This window comes from Serratia sp. BNK-33-b (assembly GCF_048684565.1).
GTDB lineage: Bacteria > Pseudomonadota > Gammaproteobacteria > Enterobacterales > Enterobacteriaceae > Serratia > Serratia marcescens.
The window spans coordinates 4,838,334-4,858,019 of the sequence record NZ_JBLQTZ010000001.1; the positions used below are offsets into that span (position 1 = coordinate 4,838,334).

The following is a 19,686-nucleotide window of genomic DNA, read 5'->3' on the forward strand; positions in this document are numbered from 1 at the left end:
AGAAAAATAACTCTTATAAGAATTTAATTAGTGAGGTAATTAAAATGGCGGACTGTGGTAGTTTTCTAATTATTAACCCTTTGATTGAGTAATAAAAAACGCCGGCGTGATGCCGGCGTGAATTTAAGCGATGACGTTCGACGCTTTACGCCCCCGGATGTTCGTCCTGATCGACCGCAAAGCAGGCCACCATCTGCTCACCGTACTGTTTGAGCTGCGGCTGCAGCTGCACGCAGGTGCCGAAAGCGCGGCGGCAGCGGGCATTGAACGCACAGCCCGGCGGCGGATTCATCGGGCTGGGCAGTTCGCCGGTCAGCTTGATACGCTCGCGGCGCATATCCGGGTTCAACCGCGGCGTCGCCGACAGCAGCGCCTGGGTGTACGGATGACGCGGGTTGTTGAAGATCGCCTCTTTGCTGCCCTTTTCCACGCAGCGGCCGAGGTACATCACCATCACCTCGTCGGCGATGTGTTCCACCACCGACAGATCGTGCGAGATGAACACATAGGACAGCCCCAGCTCCTGCTGCAGATCCATCATCAGGTTCAGCACCTGAGCGCGCACCGACACGTCCAATGCCGACACCGGTTCATCGGCGATCACCACGTCCGGATTCAACATCAGCCCGCGGGCGATGGCGATACGCTGGCGCTGGCCGCCGGAGAACATGTGCGGGTAGCGGTCGTAATGCTCGGTCTTCAGGCCGACCTTCGCCATCATCTCCAGCGCTTTTTCCCGCCGTTCGGCGGCGCTGAACGACGTGTTGATCAACAGCGGCTCCTCGAGGATCTGCCCGACCTTCTTGCGGGGGTTGAGCGATCCGTAAGGATTCTGGAACACGATTTGGATCTTCTGCCGCCGCAGCTTCTCGGCCGAGACGTCCGGCTTCAGCAGATCCTGCCCCTGGTAATACAACTCGCCGCCGGTCGGCACTTCAATCATCGTCAGCAGGCGGCCGAGCGTTGATTTGCCGCAGCCCGACTCACCGACCACCGCCAGCGTTTTGCCGCGCTCCAGGGTGAAGGACACGCCGTCGAGCGCCTTGACCAGCCGCTCCGGCGCGAACAGACCCTTTTTCACCGGGTAATGCTTCTTCAGGTCAATCGCCTGCAATAAAGGTTGATTCTGGCTCATACGGTCGGCCTCCCCGCATCATCCAGCGGTGTGTGACATTTAACCTGACGGCCGGGAATGCTGCGCAGTTCCGGCTCCTCGTTACGGCAGCGCTCGTTGGCGTACGGACAACGCGGGTTGAGCAGGCAACCGGTCGGGCGATCGTATTTGCCCGGCACCACGCCCGGCAGCGAAGCCAGCCGCGCCTTGTCGGCGGCGAACTCCGGCAGCGCGCGCAGCAGCGCCTGAGTGTACGGGTGGCGCGGCGCGCGGAAAATCTCCGCCGCCTTGCCGGATTCCACCACCTGGCCGGCGTACATCACGATGATGTGATGCGCCGCTTCCGCCACCAGCGCCAGATCGTGAGTGATCAGCAGCAGCGCCATGTTTTCGCGCTGTTGCAGGTCCAGCAGCAGTTCGATGATCTGCGCCTGGATAGTCACGTCGAGCGCGGTCGTCGGCTCGTCGGCGATCAGCAGCTTCGGCCGACAGGCGATGGCCATGGCGATCATCACGCGCTGGCTCATGCCGCCGGAAAGCTGGTGCGGGTATACGTCCAGCCGCGAAGCCGGATCGGGGATGCCCACCTGGGTCAGCAGGTCGATAGCGCGCTGGCGGCGAGTGCGGCGATTGCCGCCCTGATGCACCTTCAGCGCCTCCATGATTTGGTAACCGACGGTATAGCACGGGTTCAGGCTGGTCATCGGATCCTGGAAGATCATCGCCACTTCGGAGCCCACCAGCTGGCGGCGCTCTTTTTCGGAGATCTTGCGCAGATCCTGGCCGTTGAACTCCAGCTTGTCGGCCATCACCTTGCCGGGGAAATCGATCAGGCCCATGATCGCCAGCGAGCTGACGGATTTGCCGGAGCCGGATTCACCGACGATGCCGACCACCTGACCTTGCTCCACGCTGTAACTGATGCGGTCTACCGCGCGGAACGGGGTGCCTTCGTCACCGAAGTGCACCGAAAGCTTGTCTACATTCAATAACGCCATCTCTCTCGTCCTCTGTTACTGCTTGAGTTTGGGGTCGAGAGCGTCACGCAAACCGTCCCCCATCAGGTTGAATGCCAGCACCGTCAGCAGGATCGCCACGCCGGGGAAGGTCACCACCCACCAGGCGCTTTGCGCGAACTGCAGCACGTCGGAGAGCATGGTGCCCCACTCCGGCGTCGGCGGCTGCGCGCCCATGCCCAGAAAGCCGAGAGCGGCCATATCCAGAATGGCGTTCGAGAAACCGAGAGAAGCCTGCACGATCAAAGGCGCCAGGCAGTTAGGCAGAATATTGACGAACATCTGGCGCAGCGCGCCGGCGCCCGCCACCCGCGAAGCGGTGACGTAGTCGCGGTTGACCTCCACCAGCACCGCCGCGCGCGTCAGACGCACATAGTGCGGCAGGGCGACGAAGGTCAGCGCCAGCGAGGCGTTGACGATCGACGGCCCGAATACCGCCACCAGCACCAGCGCCAGCAACAGGCTCGGCAAAGCCAGCATGATGTCGACGACGCGCATGATAATCGCGTCCACCACGCCGCCGAAATAACCGGCCAGCAGGCCGAATATCACGCCCATGATCAGCGACAGCACCACCACCAGGCAGCCGACCAACAGCGACAGCCGTGCGCCGTACATCAGGCGCGACAGCACGTCGCGGCCCACGTCGTCGGTGCCGAGGATATATTGCCAGCTGCCGCCTTCTTGCCACACCGGCGGCTTGAGCAGCGCGTCGCGGAACTGGTCCGCCGGCGCATGCGGCGCCAGCACGCCGGCGCCGAGCGCTATCACCAGCATCAGAACGATATACACCAGGCCGACCACGGCCCCTTTATTGCGCTTGAAATAGTGCCAAAACTCCTGAAACGGGGTCATCGGCTTCGGCGCACCTTTAACTGCAGACTCAGTGATTTGAGACATGAGAGCGCCCCTTATTTCTTGTGGCGAATACGCGGGTTGACCACGCCGTAGAGCACGTCTACCAGCAGGTTAACCAGAATGATCATACAGGCGACCAGCAACACCCCGCCCTGCACCACCGGGTAATCGCGGCGCTGCAGCGCGTCGATCAGCCAGCGGCCCAGCCCCGGCCAGGAGAAGATGGTTTCGGTCAGAATGGCGCCGGCCAGCATGGTGCCAACCTGCAGCCCGATCACCGTCACCACCGGCAGCAGCGCGTTGCGCAGCGCGTGGACGACGATCACTCGCATGCGGCTCACGCCCTTGGCGCGCGCGGTGCGGATATAGTCTTCGCCCAACACTTCCAGCATCGAGGAACGGGTCATGCGCACGATCACCGCCAGCGGGATGGTGCCCAGTACGATGGCCGGCAGGATCATGTGCATCACCGCGTCGACGAAGTCGCCAGGCTCGCCCCAGATCAGGGTGTCTATCAGCATGAAGCCGGTCAGCGGCTGGCTGTCGTCGAGGAATACCGTGTCGCTGATGCGCCCCGACACCGGCGTCAGGTTAAGCTGCACCGACACCAGCATGATCAGCATCATGCCCCACCAGAAAATCGGCATCGAATAGCCGGTCAGCGAGATGCCCACCGCGGTGTGGTCGAAGATCGAGCCGCGTTTGACCGCCGCCAGCACCCCGACCGGGATGCCCACCAGCACCGCGAAGATCATCGCGCAAATGCCCAGCTCCAGCGTAGCCTGAAAGCGCGGAACGAACTCGCTCCAGACGGAGATGCGGCTTTTAAGCGAGGTGCCCAGATCGCCGTGCAGCACGTTGGACACGTAGGAGAAATATTGTTGATAGAGCGGCTTGTCCAGCCCCATTTCCGCCATCAGCTGCGCGTGGCGCTCGGCGGAGATACCGCGTTCCCCGGCCATGATGGTCACCGGGTCGCCGGGGATCATATGGACGAATGCAAAAGTCAGCAATGTAATGCCGATAAACGTTGGGATAACTAACCCCAAACGTCGGAGTATGAACTGCAACATATCCCGAACTCTCTGTATCAATGCCCGGCAGCTCATCGTCCGCCAGGCTTATTAACGCTCACATGCCTTTGAACGATTCGACGGCCATACGCCGGAGACTGGTCAGCAGGGGCGCAAACCTGTTGCGCCCCTGCAAGTCCATTCGTGCGTCTCCGGTAAAGCGGTCGAAATCAGTCTACAGAGACATTCTCGAAGTGATGCTTACCGAGCGGATCCACGACGTAGCCTTTCACTTCCTTACGCACAGGCTCGTACACGGTGGAGTGTGCGACAATCAGCGCCGGAGCCTGATCGTGCATCACCACCTGCGCCTGCTTGTACAGTTCGATGCGCTTGTCGTGGTTGGATTCGGCGCGCGCCGGTTGAATCAGATCTTCAAACGGCTTGTAGCACCAGCGGGAGTAGTTGGAGCCGTCTTTCGCCGCCGCGCAGCTGAACAGCGTGGCGAAGAAGTTGTCCGGATCCCCGTTGTCGCCGGTCCAGCCCATCATCACCGTCTGGTGCTCGCCCGCTTTGGCGCGCTTGAGGTATTCACCCCACTCATAAGTGACGATTTTGGCTTTCACGCCGATCTTGGCCCAGTCGGCCTGGATCATTTCCGCCATGCGGCGCGCGTTCGGGTTGTAAGGACGCTGTACCGGCATCGCCCACAGATCGATGCTGAAACCGTCGGCCATGCCCGCTTCTTTCAGCAGCTCTTTCGCCTTGGCCGGATCGTAAGCGTAATCCTGCACCGCGTCGTTATAGCCCCACATGGTCGGCGGGATCAGGTTCTTGGCCGCCTGGCCCGCGCCCTGATAAACCGCGTCAATGATCGCCTGCTTGTTGACCGCCATGGTCAACGCCTGACGCACCTTCAGGTTATCCAGCGGCTTTTTCTCGACGTTGAACGACAGATAGCCCACGTTCAGGCCCGGCTGTTCCATCAGGTTGATGGACTTGTCCTGCTTCATGCGGGCGATATCGGCCGGGTTCGGATACGGCATCACCTGGCATTCGTTTTTCTGCAGTTTGGCGTAGCGCACGGAGGCGTCAGGCGTGATGGAAAACACCAGGCGATCGATCTTCGGCTTGGTGCCCCAGAAACCGTCGAACGCCTTGTACAGGATCTTGGAGTCTTTCTGGTATTGCAGCAGCTGGAATGGGCCGGTGCCGATCGGGTTCAGATCGACTTTCTCCGGCGTGCCGGCTTTCATCATCACGTCAGCGTATTCGGCGGACAGAATGGACGCGAAGTCCATGCCCAGGTCAGCCAGGAACGGCGCCTCCGGGCGGTTCAGCACGAAGCGCACGGTGTTGTCGTCCACTTTTTCGATCTTGGCGATCAGCTTCGGCATGTCCATGCCTTCAAAGTATTCGTAACTGCCGCCGGACACTTTGTGATAGGCGTTGTTCGCATCCAACTGGCGTTCAAAGGAGAACACCACGTCGTCGGCGTTGAAATCGCGCGTCGGTTTGAAGTCCTTGCTGCTCTGCCACTTCACGCCTTTGCGCAGGTGGAAGGTGTAGGTTTTGCCGTCTTCGCTGACGTCCCACTTCTCAGCCAGGCCCGGCTGCAGCTCGGTGGTGCCGGTCTTGAATTCGACCAGCCGGTTGTAGATTGGTACCGAGCTGGCGTCATAGGTGGTGCCGGAGGTAAACAGCTGCGGGTTGAACCCTTCCGGGGAACCTTCAGAACAGTAAACCAACGTCTTGGCCTGTACGCTGGCCGCCACGGTCAGCGCGATCAGCCCAATACCGAATTTCAGAATCCCCGATTTACCCAAGGAACGTGTCATCGTTAGTGCTCCATTGTGTGATGTGATGTGTGTAATTGCCGCCAGGCCTGTATTTTTTATTGCGTGGCCTGTGCGATCGGCGCCCGAAGGCAGAAGGCGTACGAGGAGAGAATGCCGGATGGAACGCATCGCGGCGGGGACGTCTGAGCGCGTGGAATTCACTCAAACAACTCTCGCTCTTACCCCTGAGGCTATCAAGTTGCCAACTGTTTGGGGTGTCGTCAATATAACCAGTGGGGATTTACGCAGACTGTGAGAAACAGCAAACAAACATAAAAAAAACCTTTTGTTAACAGTTCCAGCATGAAAATTTATGCTAAGCGGACATTTTTAGCGCATTGGTCTGACCCTCACAAACTTACTGGTTTTTAACTCCGTTAAAAAACGCCAAAACTTTGTTGCTGAATGATGAATATCTGAACGGTTATTTTTGTGATCGCCGTTAAAGACAGGAGGAAATGCTGAAGGATTACCCAAAAGGGTGAGTCCGATGAGCGCGTTTTGCTCCGGGCAGGCCCACAATCTGTGCGGCGTAAAAAAACTTTCGGCGGCGAAAAAGCCGGGGGCGAAAGGATATCCCCCGGCAACGCACTGCAACCGATTATTGAACGCCGGCGCTGTTGCCCAGGCTGGCGTTCATGCTGTTGAGAATATCGCCGTTATCCGCGTCGATCTCCCAGGAGAACAGGCCGCCCAGCTGCTTATCCAACACGTACTTGCCTTTGGCCTGCACCGAGCGGGCATCGTCGAAGGTGATCAGATCGCCGGTGGAAGGTTTGAACACGTAAGGCGCTTCCGCCGTGGCGTCGTAGGTATACTGCCACTCGCCGCTCATGAACTGGCCGGCGATTTGGCGGTAGTCCACGATACCGTTCTCCCAGGTGCCTTTAACCGGCCCGGTGGCGGTGCCGGTGAACGGAATATTGTTCTGGTAGCCGTTCACCCCGGTCCAGCCGCGGCCATACATGGCGGTGCCGACCACGATTTTGCCCGGCTTGACGCCCTGCGCCAGCAGCGCATTGACGCCGTTCACCGTGGTGTAGGCGGTGTCCGGTTTCCAGGCCGGCGCATTCAGCGCGGTCTGATGCCCCAGGTTCTTCAGATCGAAGGCGCCATAGAAGTCGTAGCTCATCAGGAAGATGTGATCCATCGAGTTCTGCGCAACGTTGTAAGCCACCTTGTCGATCTTGTCCTTACCGGCGCTGATGGCGGAGGTCAGCTCATACTTGCGGCCGGTTTCCGCCGACAGCTGATCCAGCATCGCCCGCAGCTCCTTCATCAGCAGCACATAGGTTTCCCCGTCTTGCGGGCTGCCCAGGTTAGGGTTGGCGCCTTTGCCGCCCGGGAACTCCCAGTCGATATCCACGCCGTCGAAGAACTTCCAGGTCTGCAGGAACTCTTTCACCGAACCGACGAAGCGATCGCGCTTCACCTTGTCGCCCATGAAGAAGAACGGGTCGGACAGCGTCCAGCCGCCGATCGACGGCAGGATTTTCAGGTCAGGATGCGCCTGCTTCAGCGCCATCAGCTGGCCGAAGTTGCCCTTGTAGGGGTCATCCCAGGCGGTCACGCCCTTCTGCGCTTTTTGCAGCGCGGCGAACGGATCGTGGATCGAGACTTTGAAGTCCTCGCGGCCCTGGCAGGAGCGCTGTAACGCCTGGAAGCTGCCTTCAATCTCTTTCAGGCTGTCGTTGATGCCATTGCCGCCGCAGATCGGGATAAAGCCGTACAGCAGGTGGGTCAGGTTTTGCGCCGGGATCTTGTCGACGGTGAAATTGCGCCCGTAAACGCCCCACTCGACGAAATAAGAACCGACCACTTTGCCGGAGTTCTGTTTATACGGTTTATTCTTTTCCAGCAGCGGCTCTTTCAACGGCGCCAAATGGCTGCCGTCGGTGTCGGCCACCACAATTTCGGTGGCGTCACTGGCGGTGCAGCCGTCGGCATTGCACAATGCCACCTGCATTTGATAACGGCCGCCTTTATTCACTTTAAAATTCGCCGTACCGGAAGATCCGGTTGAAGGACCACTCCACGCCTCTTTGCCATTTAATAAAACTTTTGCCGTCGTGCCGGTGTCGCCATTCCATAAATTCCAGGAGACCGAAACATCGGCGGCATTTTTTACCTTCACCAAATTATTATAAGCGGTAGCCGCCTGGTCAACTTCAACAATGGCGAACTTGGTGTTGCCCCAGGCGATGGTCGGCTTGCCCGGCGCGGCGGCCTGCGCCGCGGAACACAGCGTGCTGCCGATCAACAACGCCAACAGCGGTTTATTAAATTTGCGCATAACTGATTCCTTTATTCCGAGAGGATAAACATAAAAGAGTTAATCGTCGCGATGCATTGCCGAAGCGAAAAAATTCCGCAATAATCCGCGAAGGTTAAAATCAATGAATAACAACAGCGTCTTTCCACGTGGCAAAATAATCATTCCCACCGCGTACATTCAGACTATAAATAAAAAAGGCGCAAAAACAAGAGCGCTATCAACTGGGTTTTATTCAGCAAGCGTGAATTTATTTTAATATAAATAAAAGAAAGCATGACAAATAAGGATAGTGAATTTTCTATTAAGGAAAGATAAATATTTATCAGTATTGCACCACACTCTTCAGTCAGGGCGTTGTCATTATTGACAACACCCTGACTGTGTTGGTAATGTGAACAACACTTAAGGAAAGGGCATGCCTTCGCAGCTAATCTACCAAGACAGGATACCTCTGGCACCTGCAGCATTTGCGCAGCTCGTCATTTGGCGGGTGGTGCCGCCCGTCAGGGCCAGCGGCCACTGTTATAAATACCGATTTGCTTATGTAAAAGACGGCATTTGTCGACTGCGCTATGACAATGAAGCGGGTAAAGGCGATCACAAACATATCGATGGAAAAGAAGAGCCGCTTAATTTCACGACCATTGATGCCTTGCTCGACAGTTTCTGGCGCGAGGTTATGCAGCTTACAGAGGAGTCATGATGAACACAGTCACTATTCGGGTCGCTTCAGTCGAAGAAATGAAACTTGCACTGAAGGAAGCCACAACAGGTCATCAAAGCGCTCAAGGGCAATACATCACATTCCTGGATTGGGAGAGTCTGTGGAAAACCTTATCACCCAAGAAAATGCATATCTTGCATACCATGACCGGCGCCGGCGAACTTTCCATTCGGGAAATCGCGCGCCGAGTGAAGCGCGATGTGAAAGCGGTGCATACCGATCTGCAGTCGCTGTTAGGCTGTGGCATCGTCGATAGAGGTGAACAAGGCGTGATTTTCCCCTATGACGAAATCCATTTTGACTTCGTCGTAGGCAAAGCCGCCTAAACGGCGGGCGAAAAAAAACCTGCTTTAAAAAGCAGGTTTTTCGAATGGTGGTCGGCGAGAGAGGATTCGAACCTCCGACCCACTGGTCCCAAACCAGTTGCGCTACCAAGCTGCGCTACTCGCCGATGCGGGGCGCATCTTACTGCTGGCGGTTATAGGCGTCAATCACTTTTTTGCCCCTGCACTTCAAGTGGTGATAAAAGCGCCATAATGCGCTGCGCCGGGGGCTGCGCAGCGTATTTTACTCAGGCGTTGGCCGGTTTCAGCGCCGGCGTCTGCGCGCGCAGGAATGGCAGCAGGAACAGCGCCGACAGGCAGGCGGCGATGGAAATCACCACGAAGAAGCCGTTCCAGTGCCAGATCTCCATCACCCGCGCGATCGGGTAGCCGGACAGCGCCGCGCCCAGGTAGGCGAACAGGCCGACGAAACCGGTCGCGGCGCCCGCCGCATCCTTGTGCGAGCACTCCGCCGCCGCCATGCCGATCAGCATCTGCGGGCCGAAGATAAAGAAGCCGATGGCGAAGAAACAGCAGGCCTGCAGCAGGTAGGTCACGCCCGGCATCAGCCACAGCGCCGCCACCGACAGGAAGATACCGATGGCGAAAATCAGGTTCATCGGGCCGCGGTTGCCGCGGAACAGCTTGTCGGAGCCCCAACCGGCCACCAGTGAACCGATGAAGCCGCCCACTTCAAACAGCGAAATGGCCGAGTTGGCGGTCATAAGCGAATAGCCCTTTTCCTGCGTCAGATAGAGGTTGCCCCAGTCGTTGATCGCGGTGCGCACGATGTACACCAGCACGTAAGAGACCGCCAACAGCCAGATGTACTTGTTGGTCAGCACGTAGCGTTTGATGATCTCGCGGTTGCTCAGCCCCTGGCCTTCCGATTCCTGCACCAGCTCCATGGCGTCGTTGCGCCATTTGCCGACGCTCGGCAGCCCCAGGGTAGATGGCTTGTCACGCAGGCGCCAGCACATCAGCAGGCCGAGCACCACGCCGATGATGCCGGGAATGATCATGCCGTAACGCCAGCTGAAGTGCAGCGAGATAAAGCCGACCAACAACGGGATCAGCGCGCCGCCGACGTTGTGCGAGGTGTTCCAGATCGCCCACCAGCTGCCGCGCTCGGAGCGCGAATACCAGCTGGTGAGGATTTTGGAGCACGGCGGCCAGCCCCAGCCCTGGAAGAAGGCGTTGAGGATCCACAGCGTGCCCAGCATCAGCAACGATGAGCTGAGACCGAAGAAGATATTCAGCACCCCGGTCATGATCAGGCCCAGCCCCATAAAGTAACGCGGGTTGGAGCGATCGCTGATCATGCCGGAAATGAATTTCGAGCAGCCGTAGGTGATGTAGAACAGCGTGCCGAGGATGCCGACGTCGGACATCGTCAGACCCAGATCGCTCAGCATCGCCGGCATGATGAAGTTGAAGCTTTTGCGCGTGAAGTAAAACGCGGCATAACCGATGTACATGGTGCACATCAGCTGAATGCGCCAGTATTTGTAGCTGGCGTCGATCTGCCGTTGATCGGTGACCTGCGGCGCATCCGGGCGGCTTTTAAGGAAAGACCACATGTGGAACCTCAGAGGATTGAATTAAAGTGCCGCTATGATGCTCCTCGCGCGCGCAGGGGGCTTACGCCGGATTCCCGACGCGGTTAGGAGTTTTTCCTAGTTTTGCGTTTGCGCCGGTGAAACTGTGGGCAAGATCACACTCAAACAGGCGCCCCGCTCAGCGGTGAACCGCAGGCTGCCGCCGAGGGCGCTGATGCGCTCCTGCATGCCGCGCAGGCCGTATCCCGGCTGATGGTTTTCCGCATCGAAGCCCACGCCGTTGTCGCGGATGGTCAGGGCGATCTGCGGCGCGGCGCCTTTGCGCGGCTGCAGGCGCGCATCCAGCTCCAGGCGGCTGGCGCCGGCGTGGCGGCACACATTGGTCACCCCTTCCTGACACACCCGGTACAGCGTAATTTTCAGCGTTTCATCCAGCAGCTCGTCCGGCACCTGCCACTGCAGGCTGCTCACCAGCGACGCGTCCTGCGGCAGCGACTCCCGCAGCATCGCCGCCACCGCCGCCGACAGCGGCAGGTTGTTCAGCGCCGCCGGCCACAGCTGGGTCAGCACATCGTGTACCCCGTCATAAACCCGCAGCGCCAACGCATCAATGGCGTCGGCGCAGCCGATCACCGCCGGTTCCGGCGCCAGACGTTTGACGATGCTGGCCTGGGTGCGGATCACGGTGATGGTCTGCCCCACTTCATCGTGCAGCTCGCGCGCCACCTCGCGCCGGGTTTGCTCCTCCGCCGTCACCAGCGCCCGCGCCAGCTGCCGATTCTCCGCCAGCCGCAGCCGCAGCTGTTGATTCAGTTCGCGCTGGCGCTGAATGCCGGCGCCCAGCAGCAGCCCGGTCAGGCTTTGGGCCAGCAGCGACAGCAGCAGATCGCGGTGCGACTCCGGCTGCGGCGGCTCGTTGACCATCAGCGCCACGCCGTTGAGCAGCGTCGCCAACAGCGCGCCCTGCCAGCCATAGCGATAAGACATGAACACGATGGGGATCGCCAGGCAGAACGGCGCGAAACGGCGCAGCTCGGCGGCGTTAACCTGCTGCTGCAGCCAGATGCTGAACGCAAACAGCAACAGATAGCTGGCCAGGTGGCCCAGACGCAGCTCCACCGGCTTGTGGATCAGCCCCGGCTCCAGCGGCACCCAGATTTGGCGCGCCAGATAGTGCCACAACAGCAGGCAGGTTGGCGCGATGGTGAAACCGCCGGTCAGGCCGAGCAACAGCGCGCGGGCGCCTTCGCCGCTCACCAGCTGCCATACCAGCGCCTGCAGCAAGGCGGCAATGGCGACCACCGCGCCCTGCAACAGCGGCCAGCGCCATTCGCTGTCGCTCTGCTGATGGCGCAACAGCCACGGCGAGGCCAGCAGGCTGAGCAACACCGTCAACACCAGCACCGCCACCGACGCCCACAGCGCCGGGCCGTAGCCGAACTGATCCGCCAGCAATGCCATCAGCAGCAGGTCGGCCAGCAGGATCCCCGGCCAGAAACGGTACGGGCTCTGCAGCAAAATGCCCATGCGCAGGCCGAACGGAAACAGCAGCAGCGCCTGCCAGGGGGGGGCGATCAGCGCGGTGCCGATGCCCCACAGGCAAAACGCGCTGGCGGCGTAGATGAAAAACAGCGCCAGCTGGGTGATCAGGCGCTGCGTCACAGGTTCAGCATCCGTCTGGCCAGCTCGACGTTGTTGTTGATGCCCAGCTTGGCGAACAGGTTGGCGCGGTGCACATGCACCGTTTTCGGCGACAGCCCCAAGGCGGCGGCGATCTCACGCACCTCCTGGCCCTGCGCCAGCAATAGCGCGATCTCGCGCTCGCGGCGGGTCAACGGATCGACCCTCACCCGCGCCAGCTGCTGCGCGATTTCCGGCATCAGGTAGACGCCGCCGCCGGCGACGGTGCGCACCGCGGTGATCAGATCTTCCGGCTTGCAGCGCTTGGAGAGAAAGCCGCTGGCGCCGCGTTCCAGCGCCATTTCCACCAGCGCCGGGTTATCGTGCATCGACAGCATCACCACGCGGATGCCGGAAGGAATGTCCGCCAGCAGATCCAGCCCGCTGCCGTCCGGCATCGAAATGTCGCAAATACAGATTTCCGCTTCCAGCCCCGGCAGGCCGGCGCGCGCCTGCGCCGCGCTGCTGAACTCACCCACCACCTGAATATCGGCCTCCAGCGACAGCAGTTGCACAAAGCCCGAACGCACAATGTCATGATCGTCGATAAACGCCACGCGCAGGGTCATGGAAATCTCCGGTTAGCAGGGGAAGTGCGCAAGTATACCGTATGCGCATACCGGAATAATTGATGAAGAGAATGTATTGGGTGAAATTACCGGGTGCGCAAGGCAGGCACCCGGCGGGAGAGGTTACAGGCGGGCAGGCGCCGTTTTATCCTGCGGCAGATGGCACCAGTTGTTTTTGTCCACGATGCCGCCATCGGGAGACGTGTATCCGAGGCAGCCAAGGAGGGTGTCAAACAGCTCGACGTGGCGATGCGTTTTGCCGATGCGCTGCTGCGCCTGCAACTGCTCAAAGGCACTGAGGTGTTGCGGGTTTTCGAGGAACTTGTCCGACGCCCACACGATCATCGGCACGCGGAATTGCTCCGGCGGCGCCATTTCGCGCGGCGTGCCGTGCAGGTGCGTATTCTCGCCGATCGATTCGCCGTGATCGGCGGCATAGAACACGATGGCCTTCTTGTCGCGCACCTGATCGATCACATTACTGATAAAGCTGTCGGTATACAGCACCGTATTGTCGAAGGCGTTGATCAACTGCGCCTTGGTGCACGAGTCATCCACCCCCATGCACTCCGGCTGATAGCGCGCATAGCTGCGCGGATAACGCTGCGAGTACAGGTAGTGTGAGCCTTTGGTATGCAGGATCACCAGGTGCTTACCCTTCGGATAACGCGCCAGCGACTCCTTCATTTCGTCCACCAGCAGCATATCGTCGACCGCCTTGCCGTCGTTGCGCTTCTCGGACGCGATCATCTCGCGGAACGAATAGTTGTTCACCTCGGTGTTGTTGTAGAACCACACCTCGCTCTGCATGGCGAACAGCTCGGATGAGAAGCCCAGATCCTTCAGCACCGCGAACACGTTCTGCTCTTTCAGCGTGCGCTGCGGATTGTCCTCGGTGCCGCCTTCGCGCACGAACATGCAGCGCAGCGACAGCTTGGTGGCGGTATCGCACGACTCGCCGCGGAACGCCACCAGATTCTTCTCTTTAGACAGCCGCGGCGTGGTATCGCGCTCGTAGCCCAGCATGCCCATGTGATCCCAGCGCGTGGTCTCACCGATGATAAACACCACGTAGGTGTCGTCGATGTCCGCCGGCGGTACATAAGTGAAGTGTTTGCCCGGATCGAACATCGTGCTCTGGTCCTGGCTTTCGTCATAGCGGGTATAGGCGAACAGCCCCAGCGCCGACAGCCAGTTGGACGGCAGATACGAGTGCGCCACCACGCCGCCGTAGCTCGGCAAATCGACGTTGGAAAGCTTCTCTTGCACGCTCTGCTCGTCGTCCAGCATGCGCAGCGGCAGCCAGACCAGCGCCACCACCGCCAGCAACACCAGCAGCGGCTTGATGCGATGACCAGGGGTTTTCAGCTGTTCTATCAGGGTATAGCGCAGGTTGTTTTTCCAGATCAGCAGCAGCGGCAAGGCGCTGAGCGCCACCATCCACAGCACGAAGTGCAGGCCGACCACCTCTTTCGACAGATCGATGTCGGTGGTCATCACCGACACCACGATGCCGTAGCCGATCACCACGTTGAAAAACGTCATGTAGTAGCTGGCGGCAACCGAAATCAACACCAGCAGCGAGGCGACGATGCGATAAAACAGCCGGCCGCCGAGCGATACCAGCCGCATGATGAAGAACGTAAACAGGACGATAGCGATGACTTCCGTCACCGCCGAAATAAGCTTAATTCCCTGAATGCCGTGCGCCAGCGAATCAAAACGGCGATAGAAAACGGACAAGTTTAGAAAGATGCCGATATAGATCGCTAACAATAACGATAAATTCTGCTGTGATAGCGATTTAACTTTGTTCATGTAACGCGGTGGCTCCGGGGACGGTGTAGCGGTTCTGACTCAGTCAGACACTGATTGCGGCTTCTGGTTCAGCCAACCGGCAATAAGCGTTATTTTGCGGGTAATAATCAAGAGAATTCTCACAAAACGGACAAAATTTACCGTTTTTTTGAGCGATTTTCAGGCAGGGCACGCAAGAAAATGGAGGGATAAACCCTCCATTTTTTCCAGATTTCGGCAAAAATCTTACTTAACGTTCAGAGTCACATCGATATTTCCACGGGTGGCATTGGAGTATGGGCACACCACGTGCGCCTTTTTCACCAAATCTTCCGCCACGCTGCGCTCGATGCCCGGCAGCGAGATATCCAGCTGCACTTCGATGCCGAAACCGTTGGGGATTTCACCGATGCCGACGGTGCCGTCGATCTTGGCTTCGGCCGGGATTTTGACCTTTTCTTTCGCCGCGACAAACTTCAACGCGCCGAGGAAGCAGGCCGAGTAACCGGCGGCGAACAGCTGCTCGGGGTTGGTGACTTCGCCGCCGGCGCCGCCCATCTCTTTCGGCACGCCCAGTTTCACGTCCAACACGCCGTCGGAGGAGGTCGCACGGCCGTCGCGGCCGCCGGTTGCGGTGGCGTGAGCGCGGTAAACCACTTTCTCAATAGACATCGTTCATTCCTTCTTGCTGGTTGGCGAGATGACTACGGCTTCCACGAAGTAAAGCCGGTCACATATTTATCTTTTGCGATTAAATCGTGCACTACTTATTTTTGACGCTTATTAACCAGTGTAGACCACCCCTGCCGTTCTTGCGTCCGGCGGCGGCGGGTCAAATCTGATCGATCAGGCTGCCGCGCAGCTTTTCCAACTGCTGTTTGAGCGAGACGATCTCGTCCAGGCTGCAGTCGGTGGCGCACATCACCGCCTCGGGCACCGATTGCGCCCGCTCACGCAGCGCGCGGCCGGCTTCGGTGAGAGCAATGATCACCTGCCGCTCGTCGGCGGTGGCGCGATAGCGCACCAGCAGACCGGCGGTTTCCAGCCGCTTCAGCAGCGGCGTCAGCGTGGCGGAATCGAGGAACAGCCGCTCGCCGATGTCCGATACCGTCACCCGATCGCGCTCCCACAGCACCATCATCACCAGGTATTGCGGGTAGGTGAGTTCGAGCTGATTCAACAGCTTGCGGTAGACTTTGTGCAGCGCCAGGTTGGCGGAGTACAGCGCGAAACAGAGCTGCTGATCGAGCTGCAGCAGGTTCTTCGCGTTGGGTTGTGCGGTATCGGTGCTTTTCATGTTTGTGAATATAGATAGTGCACGATGTAATCGCAAGCTATTTCTTGTGAGATATGCTACCTTTTTTTTATGCAGAGGATGCTCGGAGGGAAAGGAAATGACGAATACGCTTGCAGAACGCGCGCGCCGCTACGCCACCAAGGCGCATGCGGCCATCGATCAGCGCCGCAAATACACCGACGATCCATACATCGTCCACCCGCAGGCGGTCATGGAGCTGGTGCGCAGCGTGCCGCACACCGAAGAGATGCTGGCGGCCGCCTGGCTGCATGACACGGTGGAAGACACGCCCACCACCCTCGGCGATATCGACAGCCACTTTGGGCCAAAAGTGGCGGAACTGGTGCGGATGTTGACCAACGTCAGCCGCGCCGAGGACGGCAACCGCTTCGAGCGCAAAAACCGCGATCGGCGCCACAGCGCCGGCGCGTCGCCGCAGGCCAAAACCATCAAGCTGGCGGATCTTATCGATAACACCCGCTCGCTGCTGGACTACGACAGCCACTTCGCCCAGACCTACCTGATCGAGAAACAGCGCCTGCTGGAGGTGCTGACCGAAGGCGACCCGACGCTGTGGCGCCAGGCCAGCCATATCGTTGAACAAGGGCTGCTCAGGTTGCAGCAGCCGCCGCACAACGTGCCCGCCAGCTGGTTTGAGCACGCCCGCCGGCGCTACCGCGAGAGCGACGCGGCCTGATCAGAAGGTCACCACCGTTTTCAACGCCGTCACCCAGGCGTCCTGCGTCTCGCTGACGCCCGCCGGGTGATGCCAGTATTGCAGGCCCGGCTGCAGCTGCAGCCACGGCGTGACGTTAACGCGATAATAGAGCTCCGCCGTCACCGAGTGGCCCGGCACCGGCCGGTAATTCGGATCGTGATAATCGCTGATGCCGCTCATCTGGTTGAGATAACGCTGATTGTCTTTGTAGCGGTCGCTCAGTTTCACCACCGAGACGCCGAGCCCCAGCCAGTCGTCCGGCCGCGCATCGAACAGACCGCGATAGCGGATGCCGGTCGAGGTTGACCAGTGCAGGTAGTTGCTGCGCTGATCTCCCAGCCCCAGGCTGTAAAACACGCTCAGACCGCGGTTGACGTCGTCCGCATGGCGCGTCACCTGCTGGTTGAAACCGGTATACAGGAACCAGGTGCGATCGTGGCTGCGATAGCCCTGCGGATCGCTGGCGCCCGGCCCGCCGGACACCCCTTCATAAAGATCGCTCTGGCGCGCGTTGGTGAACAGCACGCCCAGGTTATACACCCCCGGCAGCTGGTTGACGGCGTGGGTTTTCAGCTCCAGCTCCATCGGCAACAGGAAGCCTTTGCTGCCCTTGGTGGACCAGCTCCAGGCGTGGCTGCGGCTGGGGGCGCTCGGGTTCTGTTCCATCACGCCGCCCTTGAGCGTCAGGCCGTCGGTCAGTTTGTATTGCAGCGTCGTGCCCCAGTAATGCACGTTCCAGTTGTACCAGGTCAACGAGTTGGCGGACTTGCCGCCGCACAGCGTCAGCGTCTGAAAATCGCAGGGGATGATCTGATCGAAATCCTGCACCTTGTTCATCATGCCGATGCGCCACTGCAGCCGGCGATCGAGGAAGGAGCGGCTGAAGGTCAACCAGCCCAGCCGGGTGATCGACTGCCCGCCAAAGCTCTCCTGCGACAGATCGGTCAGGCCGACGCGCGGATCCTGCAGCCGATCGCGGGTCAGGTTGTTGTCATGGTTGCGGTTGACGATATTGCCTTCGATTGCCGCGTCCGGAATGCCGGTCAGCGCCTGCAAATCCTGGCTGAAGGTCAGCGAAAACTGGTCGATATACGACGCCTGTTTATCGTGGTTGTAACCGCCGCCGGCGTTATACGACAGCTGGCTGAGGTAGCCGAGGTTATAGTGGAAGCCATGATCCTCCAGGATCGGCCTGATCCCCAGCATATCCCCCAACAGCCCGGGCTGCGGCGGTTCAAAGCCGAGCGCCACCCCTTCCCATTTGGCGGTGGGGGCTTCGACGTCCTTGCCGGTTTGCAGCGTTTCCGCCTGCGCCTGGCTACAGAGCAACGCCAGCGCCGCCAGGGTCATGGAACGAGGTAATAAGCTTTTCATCATTATTATATTTCTCCGCATAACGGCTGACTGCGGGCAACAGCATTCCCTGGGAGAGAATTTCCCATCATGAACAGCAGCGAATAACGTTAGTTAACGCCCGGCGCTTGCCGCCGGGCTGAAGGGTTAGCGTCGGTCTTTCAGGCTGGCGCCGTTGCTGTGGATCACATCGCGGTACCAGTAGAAACTCTTCTTGCGGCGGCGCTCGAGGCTGCCGTTGCCGGCATCGTCCCTGTCGACGTGAATGAAGCCGTAGCGCTTCGACATTTCGGCCTTCGAAGCGCTGACCAGATCGATCGGCCCCCAGCTGGTGTAACCCATCACCTCGACGCCGTCGTCGATCGCTTCCGCCACCTGCACCAGGTGGTCATTGAGGTAGTTGATGCGGTAGTCGTCGTTGATGCTGCCGTCGGCCTCGACGCGATCTTTGGCGCCCAGCCCGTTCTCGACGATGAACAGCGGCTTCTGATAGCGGTCGTACAGCACGTTGAGCAGGTAGCGCAGCCCGATCGGGTCGATTTGCCATCCCCATTCCGAGCTGGCCAGATGCGGGTTCGGCACCATATCGAGAATGTTGCCGCGCGCCGTCTCATGCTGCTCCGGGTCGGCGGTGACGCAGCCGCTCATGTAGTAGCTGAACGAGATGAAATCGATGGTTTCGCGCAGCGTTCGCCGATCTTCCTCGGTGATCGCCACCTGAATGCCGTTTTCACGGAAGAAGCGCTGCATATAGGCCGGGTAATAGCCGCGCGCCTGCACATCGCCGAAGAACAGCCAGTCGCGGTTTTGCCGCTGGGTTTCCAGCAGATCTTCCGGCTTGCAGCTCAGCGGATACAGAATGCCGCCCAGCAGCATGTTGCCGATTTTGCCCTCCGGCACGATCTCGTGGCAGGCCTTCACCGCTTTGGCGCTGGCCACCAACTGATGGTGGATCGCCTGATAGATGGCGCTCTTGTCGCTCTCCGGCGGCAGGCCGACGCCGGTGAAAGGCGCGTGCAGCGACATGTTGATCTCGTTGAAGGTCAGCCAGTGTTTGACCTTGTGCTTGTAGCGTTCAAACACGGTGCGCGCGTAGCGCTCGAAGAAATCGATGGTGCGCCGATCGCCCCAGCCGCCGTAGCGCTTCACCAGGCCGTAAGGCATTTCATAGTGCGACAGCGTGATCAGCGGCTGAATGCCGTATTTCGCCATCTCATCGAACAGCCGATCGTAAAACGCCAGCCCGGCTTCGTTCGGCGTCTCTTCGTCGCCCTGCGGGAAAATGCGCGTCCAGGCGATCGAGGTGCGCAGGCAGGTGAAGCCCATCTCGGTGAACAGCGCGATGTCCTCCGGGTAACGATGATAGAAATCGATCGCCACGTCCTTGATGCCGCTGTCGCCCGCCGCGCGCGGCGTGATGGCGCCGAAGATGCCCTGCGGCTGCAGATCGGAGGTCGACAGCCCCTTGCCGTCGGCCTGATACGCGCCTTCTACCTGGTTCGCCGCTACCGCGCCGCCCCACAGAAAATGTTGCGGAAACTTGCCGTTCATC

At 59.5% G+C, this 19,686-nt stretch carries 17 protein-coding genes and 1 tRNA gene; 3 read left to right on the plus strand and 15 right to left on the minus strand.

All coding sequences use genetic code 11. The features are described from left to right. Positions 1 to 145: 145 nt before the first annotated feature. From dppF to ACMGGK_RS23395, 6 genes are all read right to left on the minus strand, one after another. Complete coding sequence (gene dppF / locus ACMGGK_RS23370) at positions 146 to 1,135, minus strand: dipeptide ABC transporter ATP-binding subunit DppF (protein ID WP_016929525.1); 990 nt, start codon at positions 1,133 to 1,135, stop codon at positions 146 to 148. Further along, positions 1,132 to 2,112, minus strand: a complete 981-nt coding sequence (gene dppD, locus ACMGGK_RS23375) for a dipeptide ABC transporter ATP-binding protein (protein WP_004934132.1) — start codon at positions 2,110 to 2,112, stop codon at positions 1,132 to 1,134. The genes dppF and dppD overlap by 4 nt, the downstream gene beginning before the upstream one ends. Before the next feature lie 15 nt (positions 2,113 to 2,127). Continuing rightward, positions 2,128 to 3,030 carry a dipeptide ABC transporter permease DppC gene (gene dppC, locus ACMGGK_RS23380; RefSeq protein ID WP_025304838.1) on the minus strand — a complete coding sequence of 301 codons (903 nt, stop codon included), beginning with the start codon at positions 3,028 to 3,030 and terminating at the stop codon, positions 2,128 to 2,130. 11 nt (positions 3,031 to 3,041) lie between these two features. Next, positions 3,042 to 4,061: a dipeptide ABC transporter permease DppB gene (gene dppB / locus ACMGGK_RS23385; RefSeq protein WP_033634229.1), complete on the minus strand. Its 1,020-nt coding sequence runs from the start codon at positions 4,059 to 4,061 to the stop codon at positions 3,042 to 3,044. Positions 4,062 to 4,231: 170 nt separating this feature from the next. Beyond that, positions 4,232 to 5,839 carry a dipeptide ABC transporter periplasmic-binding protein DppA gene (gene dppA / locus ACMGGK_RS23390; protein WP_004934126.1) on the minus strand — a complete coding sequence of 536 codons (1,608 nt, stop codon included), beginning with the start codon at positions 5,837 to 5,839 and terminating at the stop codon, positions 4,232 to 4,234. Between the two features lie 601 nt (positions 5,840 to 6,440). After that, positions 6,441 to 8,132, minus strand: coding sequence for a glycosyl hydrolase family 18 protein (locus ACMGGK_RS23395; RefSeq protein WP_049300325.1), 1,692 nt, complete (start codon positions 8,130 to 8,132; stop codon positions 6,441 to 6,443). Between the two features lie 397 nt (positions 8,133 to 8,529). Here ACMGGK_RS23395 and ACMGGK_RS23400 point away from each other — a divergent pair, with 397 nt between their 5' ends. Both ACMGGK_RS23400 and ACMGGK_RS23405 read left to right on the plus strand, forming a co-directional pair. Beyond that, positions 8,530 to 8,817, plus strand: coding sequence for a toxin-antitoxin system TumE family protein (locus tag ACMGGK_RS23400; protein WP_048796360.1), 288 nt, complete (start codon positions 8,530 to 8,532; stop codon positions 8,815 to 8,817). Continuing rightward, complete coding sequence (locus ACMGGK_RS23405; RefSeq protein WP_028127802.1) at positions 8,817 to 9,164, plus strand: glycosyl transferase family 1; 348 nt, start codon at positions 8,817 to 8,819, stop codon at positions 9,162 to 9,164. The genes ACMGGK_RS23400 and ACMGGK_RS23405 overlap by 1 nt, the downstream gene beginning before the upstream one ends. Before the next feature lie 48 nt (positions 9,165 to 9,212). On the opposite strand, the gene ACMGGK_RS23410 is transcribed toward ACMGGK_RS23405, so the two are convergent. From ACMGGK_RS23410 to ACMGGK_RS23440, 7 genes are all read right to left on the minus strand, one after another. Next, positions 9,213 to 9,289, minus strand: a tRNA-Pro gene (locus tag ACMGGK_RS23410). Between the two features lie 120 nt (positions 9,290 to 9,409). Next, entirely contained in the window at positions 9,410 to 10,741 is a 1,332-nt protein-coding gene (locus ACMGGK_RS23415; RefSeq protein ID WP_004934121.1) for an MFS transporter, read from the minus strand. Between the two features lie 96 nt (positions 10,742 to 10,837). After that, positions 10,838 to 12,382, minus strand: a complete 1,545-nt coding sequence (uhpB, locus tag ACMGGK_RS23420; protein WP_049299603.1) for a signal transduction histidine-protein kinase/phosphatase UhpB — start codon at positions 12,380 to 12,382, stop codon at positions 10,838 to 10,840. Further along, the gene (gene uhpA, locus ACMGGK_RS23425) at positions 12,379 to 12,969 is read right to left on the minus strand and encodes a transcriptional regulator UhpA (protein ID WP_004934117.1); all 591 of its coding nucleotides are present in this window, start codon (positions 12,967 to 12,969) and stop codon (positions 12,379 to 12,381) included. Before uhpA ends, uhpB begins: the two co-directional genes overlap by 4 nt. Positions 12,970 to 13,092: 123 nt before the next feature. Beyond that, positions 13,093 to 14,787, minus strand: coding sequence for a kdo(2)-lipid A phosphoethanolamine 7''-transferase (gene eptB / locus ACMGGK_RS23430; RefSeq protein WP_016929532.1), 1,695 nt, complete (start codon positions 14,785 to 14,787; stop codon positions 13,093 to 13,095). 225 nt (positions 14,788 to 15,012) lie between these two features. Further along, the gene (locus ACMGGK_RS23435) at positions 15,013 to 15,438 is read right to left on the minus strand and encodes an organic hydroperoxide resistance protein (protein WP_004934114.1); all 426 of its coding nucleotides are present in this window, start codon (positions 15,436 to 15,438) and stop codon (positions 15,013 to 15,015) included. Positions 15,439 to 15,598: 160 nt separating this feature from the next. Further along, positions 15,599 to 16,063 (minus strand): MarR family winged helix-turn-helix transcriptional regulator, encoded by a 465-nt coding sequence (locus tag ACMGGK_RS23440; RefSeq protein WP_016929534.1) that lies wholly within the window; start codon positions 16,061 to 16,063, stop codon positions 15,599 to 15,601. A 97-nt stretch (positions 16,064 to 16,160) separates the two neighbouring features. Between ACMGGK_RS23440 and ACMGGK_RS23445 the strand changes: the two genes are divergently transcribed. Then, positions 16,161 to 16,760, plus strand: a complete 600-nt coding sequence (locus tag ACMGGK_RS23445) for an HD domain-containing protein (protein ID WP_016929535.1) — start codon at positions 16,161 to 16,163, stop codon at positions 16,758 to 16,760. Here ACMGGK_RS23445 and ACMGGK_RS23450 read toward each other — a convergent pair whose 3' ends face one another. Together ACMGGK_RS23450 and ACMGGK_RS23455 are read right to left on the minus strand one after the other, a co-directional pair. Beyond that, on the minus strand, positions 16,761 to 18,131 hold the full coding sequence (locus ACMGGK_RS23450) for a carbohydrate porin (protein ID WP_369803993.1): 1,371 nt from the start codon (positions 18,129 to 18,131) through the stop codon (positions 16,761 to 16,763). Positions 18,132 to 18,281: 150 nt separating this feature from the next. After that, entirely contained in the window at positions 18,282 to 19,685 is a 1,404-nt protein-coding gene (locus ACMGGK_RS23455) for a glycoside hydrolase family 1 protein (RefSeq protein ID WP_420277332.1), read from the minus strand. Between the last annotated feature and the right edge of the window lies 1 nt (position 19,686).